Consider the following 17,768-nt stretch of genomic DNA (forward strand, 5'->3'; position numbering starts at 1 on the left):
TCGGTGAATGGTCGTATCACTCACCATTCGCTCACGAATCGAAGCGTTTGATTCACACGATCCGGGGAAAGAGCGGCGCGCTCAACGCCTCATTCAAGTAAAGCGATTGCTCGATGGGTTACGGTCGCCGCCCCGACTTCACGCAGGACGGGGCGGTTTCCCACACCCGATTCAGATCGCGGCCACCGCCGGATCACGACGGAAAGAGGCGACAATCGTGCGACGATCACCAAGGCTGCGGCACTGGCCGTACGCCGCCGCGCTGCTGGCTCTGTCACTGGCTCTGTCACTGGCCCTGGCGCCGGCCGGACCGGCCGCCGGCGTCCCCACCGCGCAGGCGGCCGGCTCCCTGACCAAGAGCGCGCAGAACGTGACCCACCCGGGTGCCGACCCGGCCTCGCACGGCGACCTGCTCAACTGGACCGTCTCCTACGCCGACGGCGGCACCGGCGGCCCGGTCACCGTCACCGACCCGATCAGCTCCGGGCACGGCTACGTCAACGGCTCGCTGCGGGTGCCGCCGGACTGGACCCGGCAGTGGTCCACCGACGGCACCACCTTCGGCAACACCGAACCGGCCGCCGGCACGGTCGCGGTGCGCGCGACCATCCCGGCCCTCAACCCCGGCGGCACCAGCCTCACCCGGATCCTGCTGCCCCCGGTACGGGTCATCACCTCCCCCACCGGCGGCGACGGCTTCACCCCCGTGCTGTACCGGTCCGACAGCGGCGCCGTCGAGGCGTGGAACACCTACCACCACCTCGGCGCGGCCTCGCCCAAGGTCGTCTGCACCGACCTGCTGACCGCGCAGCCCTGCGCGGGCGGCCCCTGGCCGCGGCCGCTCAACACCACACCCGGCCCGCTGGGCAGCGGCAACACCGGTGACATCGCCAGCGGCATGGCACCGCAGTTCGTCTTCGACCCTGAGCGGGCCGGGACGCTGTACTACCCCGCCATCACCGCCGCCTCGATCGGCGTCGGCTGCCTCGACCTGGACGCCCGCGCCAACTGCGGCTTCTTCCCGCTCATCGGTTACGGCGCCGCGCCCGAGGCCTACAGCGTGGGCGGGTTCGTCGAGCACGGCGGCAACCTCTACGGCGTGGCCAGCACCGGGGCGGTGCTGTGCCTGACCATGGCCACGCAGGCCCCCTGCGCGGGCCAGCCGTACGCGGCGATCCTGCCCGACCGGCCCAACGGCAACTTCTTCGGCTCGCTGACCCTGGTCGGCGACAAGCTGTTCGCCTCCTCGTCGCAGAGCGGCCCGGCACCCACGCTGGGCTGCTTCGACCCGGCGACCGCCACCGCCTGCGACGGCTGGGCCGCCTACCGCACCTTCGGCAACACCTCGATGTACACGTACGGCGTCTTCACGTCGTACACCACGTCGGGCCAGCCCGACGGGGCCTGCATCCCCATGGTGTCCAGCCCGTACCAGGTGTTCTGCGCCGCGACCGACGGCTCCGCGCTGGCCGCGCCGAACCTGGGCGCGCTGCCCGCCGGCGCGCTGACCTTCCGGCCGGAGACGATCACCGCGCCCGACGGCCACCTGCGCAGCTACCTCCCGCTGTGGGGCGGCGGGCTGCCCGGCTCCACCGGCTGCTACGACTGGACCACCGCGGCGGTCTGCACCGGCATGCCGTTCCCCAACAACCACCCGGCCGTCAACAACGGCGTCACCCGCGACTACGGGTACGACTACGACGAGGTCACCCAGTGCCTCATCGGCCTCGGCGACGCGGGGATGCTGTTCTCCGAGGACCCGATCACCGGGGCGTCGCCGTGCTTCCACGCGGGCGCGTCGATCACCCTGGCCACGCCGGACTTCTACTGCGACGGCGGCACCGACCACGTCAAGAACTACCAGAACGCCCGGCTGGACGACATCGCGCTGGCCAACGTCGACCTGGCCAACAGCTCGGCCACGATCAGCACCCCGGACGGCACCGTCATCGACACCGTCGGGTTCGCCGCCGACGGCACCGTCGACCTGTCGGGCATCTCGACCACGACGTACCCGAAGATCGTCGTGGACGCGGCCCTGCGCCTGAACAACGTCGACGACTTCGGCAACGGCAACGAGCCGCACCTCATCGCCGGGTTCATCGGCGACCCGCCGCAGGTGTGCTTCCAGACGACGGTGAACTCCGCGTGCACCGTCACCAACGTCGACAACACCGCCATCGGCACCGACACCGCCGGTGCCCTCACCTCGAACACCGTCAAGATCGGAGTCGCGGCGGGTGCGGCGTGCAGCCCGCACGTCAGCATCGAGAAGGAGATCTGCCGTGACAGCCGGGCCACCCGGTGCGGCCCCGGCGGGGTCGGGCCGTGGGGTAAGACCAGCCCGGCCGGGCTGCTCGGCATCCTCGGTACGGCGTACTGGCGGATCACCGTCAGCAACGCCGGGCCGGTCAGCGCCGAGACGGTGACCGTCAACGACCCGGTGACGCCCGGGTGCGCCGCCGCGGCGGGCACGTTCAAGCTGGCCGCCGGGGAGAGCAAGCAGATCTACTGCTCGTCGTTCCTGCTCCTGCTGCCGCTGACGAACACGGCCACCGCGTCGTACCTGGCGCCGAACGCCCCGCCGGGGACGCCGAAGTCGGTCACCTCGCCCTCGTCGGCCACGGCGTGCTCGCTGCTCTGCATCCTGGCCGGGCCAGACCAGGTCACGGTGTACGGCAGCAAGCAGCTGCCGTAGCCAGGCCCGGGGCGGCCGACCCGCAACGGTCGGCCGCCCCGCCCGCGGGCGCATCGCCTCCGACCCGCGATCGGGGCGATGCGCCCGCGATGTCGGTGGGCCGTGTGAGAATCCGGCCATGACCGACGACGTTCTGGGCGCGGGCCGGGCCTTCCTCGACCGGGAGGGCCGCCTGGTGGAGCGGCGCCTCACCGCGGTGCTGTTCGACGGCGACGACCCGGCCGGGGTGATCGACGCGGTCCGGGCCTACCGCAACGCCGACGGCGGGTTCGGGCACGGTCTCGAGCCCGACAAGCGCTGCCCGGCGAGCCTGCCCATCGACGTGGAGTTCGCCCTCGACGTGCTGCTCGCGGTCGGCCACGGGCGTCCAGGCTGGTACGCCGAGCCCGGCGTGGCCGCGCTGGTCGGCGGCGCGTGCGACTGGCTCGGCTCGGTGGCCGCCCCCGACGGCGCGGTGCCGCTGGCCTTCCCGGTGATGGAGGGCTACCCGCGCGCTGAGCACTGGGCGGACTGGACATACGTGCCCGGGTTGAACCCGACGGCCGGCCTGGCCGGGCGACTGCACCGCGTCGGGGCCGTCCACCCGTGGCTGGACCGGGCCACCGAGTGGACCTGGGCCGGCCTGGAGTCAGGCATCGGCGAGGACGCGCACACCCTGCTGGAGGTCGTGCAGTTCCTCGCGGACGTGCCCGACCGCGAGCGGGCCGCCGCCGTCGCCGCCCACGTCCCCAGCTGGCTCGGCAAGCTCCACCACTTCCGCGCCGACCCCGCCGACCCGGAGTACGGGGTGACGCCGCTGCATCTGGCCCCGACCCCGGACAGCCCGTGGCGTGCCCTGTTCGACGACGCCGCGATCGAGGGGCATCTGGACCGGCTGACCCGCGACCAGCAGGACGACGGCGGCTGGGCCATCACCTGGCAGCCGCCGGGGCAGGCGTCCACGCTCGAATACCGGGGGATCGAGACCCTCCGCGCACTGCGCACGCTGCGCGCCTACAACCGGATCTGACCCGCGCGCCCGCTTGCCGTAGCCGCCGGTGGCTGCGGTTTCGGGGAAACTGCACGAATCAAGGCCGAGATTCCAGCACTTTCCCCGAAACTGCAAGCCAGCCCAGCTGCGGCGATGCGGCGCGTCGCGGAGGGCCGGGTCGGTCGCGGCGGGAAGAATCGCGCGGTGGCGGAGTGTGCCGCCGCCGGTGCGCGAGGGAGCCCGAGCTTGTCACAGCGTCTGATCACCCACCTGCGCCATGTCGACCTGGCGGTGCCCGATTTCGACCGCCAGGTCGCGTTCTTCACCGGGACGTGGGGTCTGACCGAGGTCGCCACCGACACCGGGGTGGCGTTCCTGGCCGCGGCGGGTTCACCGGAGCAGTACGCGGTACGGGTGCGCCGGGCCGCGGACAAGCGGCTGGACCTGATCGCGTTCGGGGCGGCGTCCCCTGCCGACGTGGACGTCCTCGCCGAGCGGCTGGGCCGCGACGGGGTGCGGCTGGTCGGCGAGCCGGGCCCGCTGTCGACCCCGGGCGGGGGCTACGGCTTCCGGTTCTTCGACGTCGACGGCCGTACTGTGGAGGTCTCCGCCGACGTGCGGCCGCGCGCGCACCGGCGGATCGAGGCCCGCGAGTCGGTGCCGGTGCGGTTGTCGCACGTGGTGGTCAACTCCCCCGACCCGCAGGCGACGGCCGCTTTCTACACCCGGCACCTGGGCTTTGCCCTGTCCGACCGGCTGAGCCATCCGCACCGCGGCGACCTGATGTGGTTCCTGCGCTGCAACAGCTGGCACCACAGCCTGGCCGTGTCGCGCGGCCCGCACGTGGCGCTGCACCACGCGTCGTTCGAGCTGCGCGGGCTGGACGAGTTCATGCGCGGCTGCGGCCGGATGATCCGGGCCGGGGTGGAGAAGGTGTGGGGGCCGGGCCGCCACACGGCGGGCGACAACACGTTCAGCTACTTCCGCGACCCGCACGGCAACGTGGTCGAGTACACCACCGAGCTGGAGGAGCTCGACGAGGACCGCTGGCACCCGCACGTGTACGACTCCTCCGACCCGCACGTCTCCGACCAGTGGGGCACCGCGAACCCGATGAGCGAGCTGGTCGGCCGGCAGACGTTCAACGACCCCGACCGGGGCCTGTTCACGGCGCCGCCGCTGTAGGCAGGGCCGACGCGGCCGCGGGCGAGGGATGATGGCTGCAGGAGGCAGCCGATGCGACCGACGCTGTCGTTGGGCACCATCGCCGGCATCCCGGTCGGCGTGCACTGGTCCGCGCTCGCGATCATGGTGCTGCTCGGGCACGGCCTGGCCACCGGGGTGCTGCCGCTGGGCGCGCCGGGCGGGGCGGCGGTCGCGTACTGGACCGTCGCGATCGCGGTGACGGTGCTGTTCCTGGGCTCGCTGCTGGCGCACGAGCTGTGCCACGCGGTGGTGGCCCGGCACTACGGGGTGGGCGTACGCCGGATCACGCTGTGGCTGCTGGGCGGGGTCGCCGAGCTGGAGTCCGAGCCGCCGCACGCGCGGGCCGACCTGCTGGTGGCGCTGGCCGGTCCCGCGGCCAGCCTCGGCGCGGCGGTCGTGTTCGGCGCCCTGGCGGCCGGGGTGTACCTGGTCGGCCTGTGGGCGCTGGCGTGGGTCGCGCTGGCGTGGCTGGCCCTGGTCAACGCGGTGCTGGCGGTGTTCAACCTGCTGCCCGGGGCACCGCTGGACGGCGGCCGGGTGCTGCGGGCGGCGGTGTGGTGGTGGCGCGGCGACCGGGCCGTGGCGCAGCGGACGGCGGCGTACGCGGGGATGGCGGTCAGCCTGCTGCTGGTGCTCGGCGGCATGCTGCAGGTGGTGTACCTGCACAGCGTGGGCGGGCTGTGGCTGGTGCTGCTGGGCTGGTTCCTGCTGTTCGCGGCACAGGCCGAGCAGACCGACTTCCAGGTGCGTACGGCGATGGCCGGGCTGACCGTCGCCGACGCGATGGCGGCCCTGCCGGTCTGCGGGTACGTCACCCAGCGGGTCGCGGACTTCGTGGCCGTGGCCCGGCAGCACCGCCCGGCCGACGCCTACCCGGTGCTGGGCCCCGACGGCGACGCGGCGGGGCTGGTGACCCTGTCGGCCCTGGCCCGGACCACTGCCGCGCAGCGCGATGAGCAGACGCTGCGCGACATCCGGGTGCCGCCGGACCGGGTGCTGCTGCTGGCCCCGGACACGCCGCTGGCCGACGCGGCCCGCCAGATCATGGCCGGGCGGCTGCCCGCGCTGGTGGTCGTCGGCGGCCTGCCAGTGGGCTTGGTCAGCACCGCCGACCTGGCCCGCGCCGTCGACATGAACTCGCTGCGGGGCAGCTGAGCACCGGTCACGCGAGCAGCGCCCGCAGCTGCGGCAGGCGGCCGAACAGGTCGGGCAGGCCGCGCACGCCGTTGCGTACGGACTCGTGTGACAGCGCGAGGTCCGGGCCGGTGCTCGCCTCGGCACCGGCCAGGCACCGCAGGATGTTCCACCTCGTGTGCCCGAGCCAGCCGCCGATCAGGTACGCGAACCAGCTCGGCCCCGGCGGCGGCAGCACTCCGCCTCCCGCGACGTAGCCGTCGAGGACCGACCGGAATATGGCGGGCCGGATGTCGTCGAAGCCGGGACCCTTCGCCAGGCTCAGCGCGGTCGAGCCGAGCTCACCGGACAGGTCGAGCATCCCCGAGAGTTCCCAGTCGAGCACCACCGGTCGTCCCTCCCGGGCGAGCAGGTTCCACGGCTGGATGTCCTTGTGGGTCAGCACGACGGGGCCCGGCCGTTCGCAGACGTCGACGAAGTGGGCGATCGCGAGGAAGGTGTCGACGTGGGAGACGAGTTCACCGGCCCACGGCTGTCCGGTCGCCGCCGCCCGCGCGGCGAGCTCGGGCCAGTCCCGCGCCGCCGGTTCCTCGCTCGACGCGTCGGTCCACGCGACGTCGAGCGCGTGGATGCGCGCCAGGATCTCACCGATCTCGAACGCGTACGCCGCCGACACCGGCGCCTCGGGCACCGTCTCGCCCTCCACCCATCGGTGCACGAGCGTGTCGTGGCCGGCCGCGACCGGCTCCGGCATGGGGATGCCGGCGGCGAAGGCCGCCCGCTCGAACCGGAGCACGTCCTCGGCGCGGTACGTCCAGCGGCGGTCGGCGAGGTTCAGCTCCTTCACCGCGAACGAGCCCTGGTCGGTGTCGAGCCGGTACATCCGGTTGGCGTACCCGCCGTGGATCCGGATCATCGGCCCGACCGGCACACCGAGCAGCGAGAGGTCCACCCACGCATCCTAGGAGTCGGCAGTTCGCCGACCCACCGGATTTCACGGTCGCGGCCGGGCGAGGTCCTCGGGCCGGACGTACCCGGGGACGGCTGGTCCGCGCCGGACCCGGACGGCCGGCGCGGACCAGCGGCACGTCACATCGGGTTCCAGCCGTCCGATCCGGCCAAGTACTTCTGCGGCGTGTAGTTGGCCGCCTGAGCGTCGCTCAGCTGCGGCCGGTTGCTGTTGACGCCCGCCCCGGCGCCGGTGTTGCGGTACTCCAGGAACCGGGCGTTCTGCCAGGTGCTGGTGGACATGTCGGTCCACGGCTGGGCGGTCTTGATGGTGTTGGTGAGGGTGGACTCGCGGTAGAGCACCTGCGCGTCCTGCCGCCACGGCCGCCCGAGCTGGGTGGTGTTGGCGGTGGCGCCGGAGACGGTCGACTTGTAGATCAGGAACCCGTACATCCGGTCGGCGGGGGTGCTGGCGGCGGTGATGGGGCCGCCGGTGGTGCGCTTCTCGTAGATCTGGCAGGCGTTGAAGACGGCGATGCCGCCGCCGTAGATGAAGTCGACCGTGCCCTCGATGTACGAGTTGACGAAGTACACCCGGGCCGCGTTGTTGACCAGCAGCGTGTCCTGGTTGCTCAGCAGCCGTACGTTGTCGAACCTGCCCCGGTCGACGTTGAGGTTGAGCGCCAGCGTCTGCACGCCGACGCCGTAGTCGTTGGAGACGGTGAGGTTGGTCGCCGCGAAGTCGTGCCCGAACACGGCCACGGTGGCGCCGTTGTTGGCGCTGCCGTCGGCGGCGGTGTGGTTGTTGACGATGACGGTGCTGCTCGCCGACGAGCCGAGGCCCTGCAGCGTGATGTACGGCTTGTCGGTCGGGATCACCACGCTCTCGCGGTAGGTGCCCGCCTTGATGGTGATGGTCCGGCGGCTGGCGTTGCCCGAGGGCACCGCGTTGACGGCGGCCTGGACGCTGGTGTACTGCCCGGTGCCGTCGGCGGCCACCGTCGCGGTGCCCGGCGGGTTGCTCGGCGCGGCGCCGACCAGGTTGAACGCGATCTGCATGCGGGCGATGTCGGAGCAGGTCTCCTGCACGATCGGGTTGCCGCCCGCGGTGGAGCCGTCCTTGTCGCTGACGCACTGCGCGGTCGCGGCGCTGACCACCCGGTACTTGCCGGACGCCGCCGATGAGGCGGTGAAGGTCCACAGCTGGTTGGTCTGCGCCGCGCAGCCCCACTGCTGGAGCTGGGTGCCGGAGGTGGTGGAGGCGCTCGGCACGTCGACGCACATGCCGCTGTTGACGTTGACGAGCTGGAACTTGCCGGAGTTCGCCACGACCCGCCACTGCTGGCGGGTGGCCCCGGCCGAGCACGCGGCCTGGGTCAGCTTGGTGCCGGAGGCGGTGGAGCTGCCCGGCACCTCGACGCACTTGCCGCTGGCGCCGGGGACGAGCGTGTAGACGCCGCCCGCGACCGGGGCGACGGCCGCCTGCGAGGCGGCGGGCAGCAGCAGCGCCGTCACCGGCGCGACCACGAGCAGGGCCAGCGCTGCGAGCAGCGGCCTGAATCCACGGGTACGGGCCATCTCAGACTCCGATGTTCGACTGGGGACCGGCGTACGTGGTGACCAGCGCGGGCACGTTGGCGGCCGGGTCGAGGGTGTAGGAGTAGAACGACGACGGGTTGAACGCCGACCCGTTGGTCTGCGCCTTGCCGGTGCAGTTGACGAGGATGCTGCCCCGCTGGACCAGCTGCGCGGCCGTGGTGTCCGGGTAGTACGGGTTGGCCACGTTCTGGAAGTAGCTGTTCTCCAGCACCATCTTGGTGGCCCCGCGCGACAGGTTGCCGTACGAGGTGACGTTGCTCAGGTAGTTGTTGTAGAGGTGCGCGTAGGCGACGTTGTCGGTGCTGGGGTTGCGCTGGTTGGTGTCGTGGATCCAGTTGTGGTGGATCGTCATGCGCGCGGTGACGTTCTCGGTCCAGCCGATGCCGAACGTCTTGTTGTGGTCGGACAGCACGTTCCAGGACACGGTCAGGTAGGTGGTGTCCTTGCGGCTGTCGATCAGGCCGTCGTTGGTGTGGGTGATCAGGTTGTGGTCGATCCAGATGTGGTCGGCGGTGTCCATCTGGATGCCGTCGTAGTCGAACTCCTTGTCGTCCGGGTCGTCGGAGGCGACCTCGGTCTCGCCGATGGTCAGGTTCCGGATGATCACGTTGCGCACGCCGACCCCGAGGAAGATGCCGCCGTGCAGGATCTTGCCGTTGCGGCCGACCCCGATCAGGGTCTTGTTCGAGGTCACCGGGATCTCGTAGCCGAACGTCGGCACGGTGATCGCCGCGTTGATCCGGATCGTGTACGGCGACGACGACGTGGCGTACTTCAGCAGGTCGGCGTACGTGGTGACGGTGACGGTCGCGCCGCCCGCGCCGCCGGTCGTCCCCGCGGCGAACCCGTCGGCGGTGTTGGACCAGGTGCGGCCGGAGGCGGTCGGGCTGGGCGCGGCGCCGACCAGGTTGAACGACCACTGCATGCGGGCGATGTCGGAGCAGGTCTCCTGCACGATCGGGTTGCCGCCCGCGGTGGAGCCGTCCTTGTCGCTGACGCACAGGCCGCTGGAGACGCTGGTGACGCGGTACTTGCCGGAGGCGGCGGCCGACGCGGTGAAGGTCCACGACTGGTTGGCCTGCGCCGAGCCGCAGCCCCACTGCTGGAGCTGGGTGCCCGAGGTGGTGGCGGCGCTCGGCACGTCGACGCACATGCCGCTGTTGACGTTGACGAGGTTGTACGCGCTGCCCGCGGCGGTGACCCGCCACTGCTGGTAGGTGGCGCCGGCCGCGCAGGCGGCCTGGGTCAGCTTCGTACCGGAGGCGGTGGCGGCGCCGGCCACCTCCAGGCACTTGCCGCTGGCACCGGCGACGACGGTGTAGACGCCGCCGGGCAGCGGGGTGGTCGCCGCCTGCGAGGGCAGCATGTTCACGCCGACGACCACGGCGGGCACGGCGACCAGCACCGCGACGGCGGAGATCAGCCTGGTCGCGGTCCGGGAGCGGGGACGGGACGGTTCGGACATCGGACTGCCTTCCTGCGCGCGAGGCGCGCACGACGCGGGGGACCGCCGCCTCTGTCCGTAGGGATGGCAGACGCGGAGTCCGGGCGGGACGGCCTGCCTGCCGGGCGACAGGCGTGCCGACGGCGCGCCGGGGCGACGCGACCGTCGGCAGTAGACGGACCGCGCCACCCTCGGATAACACAATCCGAACAAGATTTTTTGCTGGTACGGCGATGACCTGCGCACAGAAGGGACTTCACGCAGTCTTTACAACAAACTCGACGCCGTGCCACGATGGCGCCCGCGCCCCGCACCGGACCCCCGTCCCATCCCGGAAACGGCCCGCCGATGAATCCCGCCCCCGACACCGGACTGGTCCGCGCGGCGCAGGCCGGTGACCCCCGCGCCCGCCAGGAGCTGTTCGCCGCCCACCTGTCACTGGTGTACAACGTCGTCGGCCGGGCCCTCGACGGCCACCCCGACACCGACGACGTGGTCCAGGAGACGATGCTGCGCGCGGTCGCGGCCCTGCCCCGGCTGCGCGACCCGGACCGGTTCCGCTCCTGGCTGATCGCCATCGCGGTCCGGCAGACCCAGGAGCGCGGGCGGGCGCGCGGCGCGTCCCTGGCCCGCCTGCGGCGGCTCGAGGACTGGACCGAACTGCCCGATCCGGCCGCCGACCCGGAAGCCGAGACCCTGGCCGGCGTCAGCCTGTCCACCCAGCGGCGCGAGGTCGCGGCGGCCACCCGCTGGCTCGCCCCGGCCGAGCAGAGCCTGCTCGCGCTGTGGTGGCAGGAGGTCGCGGGCGTGCTGACCCGCACCGACCTGGCGGCCGCGCTGGGCATCACGGTCGCCCACGCGGGGGTACGGGTGCAGCGCCTGAAGGCGCAGCTGGACCTGGCCCGGCAGGTGGTACAGGCGTGGCGGGCCTACCCGCGCTGCCCCGGCCTGGACACCGCCGCCCGCGACCCCCGGCGGCGCCAGGGCCCGCTCTCACTGCGCCGGGCCGAGCAGCACGTCCAGGGCTGTCCTCGCTGCGCCGGGCACCTGGCACCGCTGGTCCCCGCCGAACGGCTGCTCACCGGCGCCACACTGCTGCCGGTCCCGGTGGCGCTGGCGGCGAAGATCGCGGGGCTGCTGTCCACCGGCGCGGTCGCCCACGCGGGTCCGGTCGGCCTCGCGATGGGCGGCTGGCTGCGCCGAGGCGTCGCGGGCCTGACCGCCAAGACCGCCGTCATCGGCGGATCGTCCCTCGCGGCGACCGCAGCGGTCGTGTTCGCCGTCAACTACCTGCCCGCTTCGCCACCGGCCGCACAGGCCGACCCGCCCCGGCCCTCACCGTCGGCGTCGACGTCGGCGACCACCGAATCGACACCGAGCCCGTCCACGAGGCCGTCCCGACCGCCCGCGGCGGCCGCACCCCCGCTCACCGGGGTGGCCGACGCCGACCTGTACGTGGCACCCGGCGGCAGCGACAGCGCCCCGGGCACCCGCACCGCCCCGCTGGCCAGCCTCAACCGGGCCGTCGAGCTGGTCCAGCCAGGTCAGACCATCGCACTGCGCGGCGGGACCTACCGGGCCACCGCCCCGGTCACCATCACCACCAGCGGCACCGAGGCGCAGCGGATCACGCTGAGCAACTACCGCGACGAACGCCCGGTGCTCGACGCGACCGCCGTCCGCAGCAACCAGTGGTACGTCACCCAGCGGGCGTCGTACTGGACCGTGCAGGGCCTGACCGTGCGCAACGCCAAGACGTTCCCGTACGTCTGCGTGAGCTGCCGGGGCACGGTCTTCCAGCGGCTGTCGGTGCACGACAACGGCGCGACCGGGCTGGTGCTGCGCGGGCCGGGCACGGTCGGCAACCAGGTGCTCGACAGCGACTTCCACGACAACCACGACGACGCCGCGCACGGCGCCAACGCCGACGGGGTCGCGTTCAAGGACGGCGACGGCACCGGCAACGTGATCCGGGGCTGCCGCGCCTTCCGCAACGCCGACGACGGCGTGGACCTGAGCGGGTTCGCCGACCCGGTGACGGTGGAGCGCAACTGGGCGTACGGCAACGGCGTCAACCGGTGGGGCCTGGCCGACTTCGCCGGGGCCGGCACCGGGTTCAAGCTCGGCGGCGGCGACCCGGTCCCGGCCGCCCAGCATGTCGTACGGGACAACGCCGCCTGGGACAACCGCAGTTACGGCTTCACCGAGCAGAACAACCCGGGCGCGATCAGGGTCACCGGTAACACGGCGTTCCGCAACGGGGGCGACGGGTTCGCGTTCTGGTACTCGCCCTCGGTGCTGGAGTCGAACCTGGCCCTGGGCAACGGCCGCGACGACAACCGCGGCGACACCGCCCGCGAGCACGGCAACTCCTGGAACCAGACCGGCTGGTCGGTGTCGCTACTGCGCAGCGCCGACCCGGCCACCGCCGAGGGCCCCCGACGCCCGGACGGCACACTGCCGACCACTATGTTCCTGACCGCGATCCGGCCCGGCATCGGGGCGCACATGACATCTTGATCAAGTTCGGCGGGGTTTGCGGCGCTCCCGCCCTACGGTGCCGAGAACGGCCGGAAGTCGCCGTGCATCATGTTCTCGACCGTTCCACACAACGCGATGACCGCCTCCAGACCCTGGATCATCATGACAACCATCTTGTGCAGCTGCTCGTAAGCCTCCTCGATCAGATTGATGACTTCCATGACCAGCTTGCGGATCAACCCCGCCCGCTGCGTGAACGATGTGGAGAATCGGAGCTGCGCCAGCAGCCTGACGATCCGCAGGAAGTAGAGATCCAGGAGAAAGAGGACTGAGTTGAGGAAGTAGTCGTACTCTGCGGCGTAAGCCTCGTATATCTGCTGGCAGGCGTCATTTGCCTGAGCGAACGCCTCCAACGCAGGGATCCACCGCATGCGGATCTGGTAGTCGAACGCGGTGGAGGCACCACCGTCGGGGGCGTCACTGGTCCAGTGCCCGGACAGCAGATCCATCCCGCTCTCGACATCGTGTTTCACCGCGCGGATTGCGTGCTCCATGTTGCGGTGTGCCTCGGCCAGGCGCCGCAGAGCGCCGGAGTCACCGACGATGACCGGGAGCAGTCTCTCCAGCACGTCGTATCCGGAGACGAGCCGCACAAGCGTGTTGATGTGCTCTATCTTCTTGAGCACCGACGTCTTCAGTTCGGCCGTGTCCGAGTAGTCGTAGGGAGGAGGCAGGAACAGATCCGGCCCGGCAGAGAAGGCCGTCGCGGTCGACTTCACGTCTTGCTCGACATAGCCTGTCGGCATCTGGCGCCGACCGCGAGTCGCCAATATCCGCTCCGCGGCATTGCTGTCGGCGGTTTCGTACAGATCGGCGCTTTCCCGCAGCCGCTGGGCAACGTCGTCCATCCCTCTTCTGGCCTGTACGACAAGGCCTTCCACCCTCGAACTCATCTCGTACACCACCGGCCGGGCCAGGGACAGGAGCCCGTCGAACCCGGCCGTGTTTCGGCAATGATCCTCGCAGTAACGAAGCAGGGACCCCCAGGCCGCTCCCTCTCCGTCGTCCAACTGCGCCGCGTACCCGCGCAGATATTTCGGCTCGACGACGACTCCCAACAGATCCCCCTCGACTCGGGTCTTCGACAGTCAGGCAGCGGCGCGAACAGTCAGCGCCGTTCTTCGAGCGCAATCCGATCGCTGACGTGGCGAGCGTGATCGAGCCGTCCGTACAGCCATCGGTGGACGAGATAGGCATCGCGTTCGGCGACATTCCCGACGAGAACGTCCAACCAGTCGAGTTCCCCGTCTGCGATCCTGGCCAAGACGCTTCCGCACGCCACCGGCGCATCATTCGGAATGACCGAGAACTCCGCTTCGGATTCACCCTCGCACATGTTGGTCGCGGGTCCTTCGCGAGTGACGCGCCACAGGCTGGTTTCACGTTGGAAATAAGCTATATCCGACCGATGCCTCCGCATGATGTCCGCCAGATCAGCATCCCAGCTCAACATGCAGTCATCGTAGCAGAAAACCCGATGACAGTCCACTTCGCACGGTTCTTGAGAGTCACCTTTCCTGCCCGCCTTCCACCTTTACCTACACCACATTTCCGGCGGGCCGAAACTCGTTTTGATATCGTCATCAGCCCTGTCCGCGCCAATGCCCCCGCATTTCCGGCCAAGACCGCCGCCTTCGCCCGAATCCCGGTCCGGCGAAGCCTTCAAGGTTCCGCGAACGCATAGCGAACAGAGACCGCCATCCGACCCACACTTCGATGCCGATGAGCCGAGTGGCGGACCACCGCGACTGGCCCGAGACCCAACCGCCGGCGTCCAAGCGGAACCGGGGCCGCATGGCCGGCGAGGGGTGCGTCAGCCGCCCCGCTGCCGCCAGTACCGGCCGGGTTCTCGCCGTTTGCATACGGCGTCGACGTAAGCCTTGGCACCCCGCAAGCCCAGTTGCGGGGCATGCTCGCGGATGTGCCGAAGCGCGGCCATGACGCCGCCGCGCCGTTCGTGATCATGGCGACCGTCTCCCGGACCCCGCGCACACCCGCCAGTCCAGCCGGGCACGACCGGGCCTGCCAGGCGAGGCACACTTCCAGGGTGAACGACGATCTCGACGCGGTGGCCGTGCTGCACGATCCGGTCCGGCGGGCGCTGTACGACTATGTCGCCGCCCAGGGTCGGCCGGTCGGGCGGGACGAGGCGGGGCAGGCGGCCGGCATCTCCCGTACCCTCGCCGCTTTTCACCTGGACAAGCTGGCCGAGGCCGGGCTGCTGGAGATCGACTTCATGCGGCTGACCGACGCCCGGCCCGGCCCCGGCGGCGGTCGACCGGCGAAGGTGTATCGCCGCGCCCGTACGGCCCGCAAGGTCACCCTGCCGGAGCGGGACTACGAGCAGCTGGCGGGCCTGCTCGCCGAGGTGGTGCACGACCTGGACGCCGACGGCCGGGCGATCGCGGCGGCGGGCGCGGCCGGACGCCGCCTGCACCGGCCCGGTGCCTGGCTGCAGACCCTGCGCGAGCGCGGCTACGAACCCTACGACGACGGCGACCGGGTCCGCCTGCGCAACTGCCCGTTCTACCAGGTTGCCCGCGATCAGCCGCTACTGGTGTGCGCGATGAACCTGGCGCTGTGCCAGGGCGTGGCGGGCGAGGAGGCGGCGGCCGAACTGGACCCCCGGCCCGACGAGTGCTGCGTCTCGTTTTCTAAAAACAAAAATCGTTGACATAGAATCGCGGCGGGTGCTCTGCTGTGTCCATGCATCTCGCGCAGCTGAACGTCGGACATCTCATCGCGCCCGTCGACGCCCCCGGACTCGCCGAGTTCGTCGCCCTGCTCGAACCGGTCAACACCCTCGCCGACGAGGCACCCGGATTCGTGTGGCGCCTCAAGGAGTCCGAGACCGACCCGACCGCGACCTACGTCCACGACTTCGGCGACGACCTGCTGCTCAACATGTCGGTCTGGCGCACCCGCGACGACCTGTGGAACTACGTCTACCGGACCCGGCACCTGGCGGTGCTGCAGCGCCGCCGCGAGTGGTTCCAGCGGTCACTGCAGGTCAGCAGCGTGATGTGGTGGGTCCCCGAGGGACACCTGCCCACGGCCGCCGAAGGGATGGCGCGGCTGACCCGGCTGCGCGAGCAGGGCAGCAGCCCGGACGCGTTCACGTTCAAGGACTTCCACGAGGCACCCGCCCCGGTCGCCTGACGCGCGGACGCGAACAGCCCCGCCCGAAGGCGGGGCTGTTCGCCGAAGCGGGTCAGAAGACCGGGACGCCCTCGCGGACCAGGCGCCAGTTCGGCTGGAAGAAGTCGGCCGGGTCGATGACGCCCTTGGCCTGCGCCCAGTCGATCAGCAGTTGGCGGATCTCCTGCTGGGCGTTGTAGACCTGCGGCTTGACGATGCCGGGGAAGCCGCCGCCGCCGCTGCGCCGGTAGTTGTTCACCGCGACGACGAACTGGTCGGCGTCGGCCACCGGGGTGGTCGTGCCCGCGTGGTACAGCGCCGTGATCCGCTGCCCCACCGGCTTGCTGATGTCGATGTCATAGTCGACGCCGGACAGGGTGTCGTAGTTGTAGTCCGGCACGGTCGGCTCGCTGATCACCGCCGGGTCGACGGCGGCGCCGACCGCAAAGGTCTTGAAGTACTTCGCCGAGTAATCCAGGTAGGCACGCACCTCGGCGCCGGTAAGCACCACCGCTTCGAGGGTGTTGTCATAGATGTACAGCCCGGCGACGTCCTTGATCTTCACGTCGCCGGCCGGGAACAGCGCGGTACGGCTGAACGGCGCCGAGATCGACAGCACCGGCAGCCCCGCGTACGAGGTCGAGGCCAGCGCGGCGGTGACCGTGTCGGTCTGCACCTTGTTGATGAAGTCGAGGATCGGCGTGTCGCGGTAGCGGGACTCCGCCGCCGACAGCTCGACGACCGAGGTCGCGACCACCTGGTTGATGTAGGCGACCGTCTTGTCGTGCTGGGCCTTGACCGCCGCGACCACCGCTGGGTCCTCGACCACGGTGTTGGTGTTCAGCATGGTCGCGTGCTTGCCGAGAACCTTCCAGCGCCCGCGCTCGCGGGTCAGCGTGAAGTCCATCCGGGTGACGCGCTGGCCCCACTTGGACGGCTCGGACGTCAGCACCTGCTCGCCGGTCTGCTCGTTGACGACGAACTTCTCCACGATCTCGCTGTGCGCGTGGCCGAACAGGATCGCGTCGATGCCCGGCACCTGCTGGGCGATGAGCGCGGTCGGGTTCTCGTTGGGCAGCTCGGTGCCGTAGCTGGACACGCCGCTGTCACCACCGTGCGCGGAGATCAGCACCAGGTCGGCACCCAGGTCGCGCATGATCGGCACGTACTTCGCCGCCGTGGCGATCATGTCCTCGAAGCGCAGCACGCCCTCGACGTTGGCCCGGTCCCAGATCGCCACGCCGGGGTTGGTCAGGCCGAGGATGCCCACGCGCAGCGACGGCGCACCCGGGCCCAGCGACACCTTCTTGATCACGTACGGGGTGAACGCCGGCTTGCCGCTGCGGGCCTTGACGGCGTTGGCGGCCAGGGCCGGGAAGCCCAGCTGCTTGATCCACAGGTCCAGCAGCGGCAGCCCGTAGTTGAACTCGTGGTTGCCCAGCGTGATGGCGTCGTAGTCGATGACGTTCATCGCCCGCGCCATCGGGTGCCGCTCACCGGTCGACGTGATCGGCTCCTGCTTGGCGTAGAACGTCGCCAGCGGGGTGCCCTGGATGGTGTCGCCCGCGTCCAGGACCAGGGTCGCCTTGCCCCGGCGCTCGGCGCGGATCTGGTTGACCAGGGTGGCGACCTTCGCGACGCCGACGTCGTTGTGCGCGCTGTCGTCGTACTCCTTGTCGCGGTAGTAGTCCCAGTTGAAGACGTTGCCGTGGGTGTCGGAGGTGCCCAGGACCGTCAGGTCGAAGGTCTTCGGCTGTCCGCCTGCCTGCGCGGGGGCGGCCACGGCCAGCGGGCCCGCGACGACGGCCGCGGCCGCGCCGGTGAGCAACTGCCGCCGGGACGGCATGCCGGAGGGTGGGGTCATCTCTCGTGTGCCTTTCCGAGGGGATCGCGCCCGGTGGGGCGCCACCACGCACCCTAGTCAAACGGCTGATCGGCTCGCCATCCGATCGGCGCCGACGCATAGCCGCATGTACACGGATCAGCGCGGCCGGGCGCACGCACGCGGGCCCGGCCGGGACCGCCCGGCCGGGCCACGAGTGGAGAGGCCCGTGCTGCCAGCCCCCGTGGCGGCAGTCCGTGCCCGTGCC

At 71.1% G+C, this 17,768-nt stretch carries 13 protein-coding genes; 7 read left to right on the forward strand and 6 right to left on the reverse strand.

The window, feature by feature from the left end; all coding sequences use genetic code 11:
- Positions 1-217 precede the first annotated feature (217 nt).
- The 4 genes from QEZ54_RS22220 (at position 218) to QEZ54_RS22235 (ending at position 6,029) form a co-directional block, all read left to right on the forward strand.
- Entirely contained in the window at positions 218-2,698 is a 2,481-nt protein-coding gene (locus tag QEZ54_RS22220; protein ID WP_281306618.1) for a hypothetical protein, read from the forward strand.
- 118 nt (positions 2,699-2,816) lie between these two features.
- Complete coding sequence (locus QEZ54_RS22225; protein WP_281306619.1) at positions 2,817-3,707, forward strand: hypothetical protein; 891 nt, start codon at positions 2,817-2,819, stop codon at positions 3,705-3,707.
- A 207-nt stretch (positions 3,708-3,914) separates the two neighbouring features.
- On the forward strand, positions 3,915-4,853 hold the full coding sequence (locus QEZ54_RS22230; protein WP_281306620.1) for a VOC family protein: 939 nt from the start codon (positions 3,915-3,917) through the stop codon (positions 4,851-4,853).
- Positions 4,854-4,904: 51 nt separating this feature from the next.
- Positions 4,905-6,029 (forward strand): site-2 protease family protein, encoded by a 1,125-nt coding sequence (locus tag QEZ54_RS22235; protein WP_281306621.1) that lies wholly within the window; start codon positions 4,905-4,907, stop codon positions 6,027-6,029.
- A gap of 7 nt (positions 6,030-6,036) precedes the next feature.
- Here the strand turns inward: QEZ54_RS22235 and QEZ54_RS22240 are convergent, their stop codons facing one another.
- The 3 genes from QEZ54_RS22240 to QEZ54_RS22250 all read right to left on the reverse strand — a co-directional run bounded on the left by QEZ54_RS22240 (position 6,037) and on the right by QEZ54_RS22250 (position 10,020).
- Positions 6,037-6,960, reverse strand: coding sequence for a phosphotransferase (locus QEZ54_RS22240; RefSeq protein WP_281306622.1), 924 nt, complete (start codon positions 6,958-6,960; stop codon positions 6,037-6,039).
- Positions 6,961-7,097: 137 nt separating this feature from the next.
- Positions 7,098-8,534 (reverse strand): pectinesterase family protein, encoded by a 1,437-nt coding sequence (locus QEZ54_RS22245; RefSeq protein WP_281306623.1) that lies wholly within the window; start codon positions 8,532-8,534, stop codon positions 7,098-7,100.
- A 1-nt stretch (position 8,535) separates the two neighbouring features.
- On the reverse strand, positions 8,536-10,020 hold the full coding sequence (locus QEZ54_RS22250; RefSeq protein ID WP_281306624.1) for an RICIN domain-containing protein: 1,485 nt from the start codon (positions 10,018-10,020) through the stop codon (positions 8,536-8,538).
- 327 nt (positions 10,021-10,347) lie between these two features.
- On the opposite strand from QEZ54_RS22250, the gene QEZ54_RS22255 reads away from it, so the two are divergent.
- Positions 10,348-12,519 carry a sigma-70 family RNA polymerase sigma factor gene (locus QEZ54_RS22255; protein ID WP_281306625.1) on the forward strand — a complete coding sequence of 724 codons (2,172 nt, stop codon included), beginning with the start codon at positions 10,348-10,350 and terminating at the stop codon, positions 12,517-12,519.
- Between the two features lie 32 nt (positions 12,520-12,551).
- On the opposite strand, the gene QEZ54_RS22260 is transcribed toward QEZ54_RS22255, so the two are convergent.
- Positions 12,552-13,598, reverse strand: coding sequence for a hypothetical protein (locus QEZ54_RS22260; RefSeq protein WP_281306626.1), 1,047 nt, complete (start codon positions 13,596-13,598; stop codon positions 12,552-12,554).
- Between the two features lie 50 nt (positions 13,599-13,648).
- Entirely contained in the window at positions 13,649-13,993 is a 345-nt protein-coding gene (locus tag QEZ54_RS22265) for a hypothetical protein (RefSeq protein ID WP_281306627.1), read from the reverse strand.
- A gap of 594 nt (positions 13,994-14,587) precedes the next feature.
- Between QEZ54_RS22265 and QEZ54_RS22270 the strand changes: the two genes are divergently transcribed.
- Positions 14,588-15,214 carry a helix-turn-helix domain-containing protein gene (locus QEZ54_RS22270; protein WP_281306628.1) on the forward strand — a complete coding sequence of 209 codons (627 nt, stop codon included), beginning with the start codon at positions 14,588-14,590 and terminating at the stop codon, positions 15,212-15,214.
- 32 nt (positions 15,215-15,246) lie between these two features.
- On the forward strand, positions 15,247-15,699 hold the full coding sequence (locus tag QEZ54_RS22275) for a DUF3291 domain-containing protein (protein WP_281306707.1): 453 nt from the start codon (positions 15,247-15,249) through the stop codon (positions 15,697-15,699).
- Positions 15,700-15,751: 52 nt separating this feature from the next.
- Here the strand turns inward: QEZ54_RS22275 and QEZ54_RS22280 are convergent, their stop codons facing one another.
- Positions 15,752-17,542, reverse strand: a complete 1,791-nt coding sequence (locus QEZ54_RS22280) for a 5'-nucleotidase C-terminal domain-containing protein (protein WP_281306629.1) — start codon at positions 17,540-17,542, stop codon at positions 15,752-15,754.
- Positions 17,543-17,768 lie beyond the last annotated feature (226 nt).

The sequence above is a fragment of the Catellatospora sp. KI3 genome, assembly GCF_029948125.1.
Classification (GTDB): domain Bacteria; phylum Actinomycetota; class Actinomycetes; order Mycobacteriales; family Micromonosporaceae; genus Catellatospora.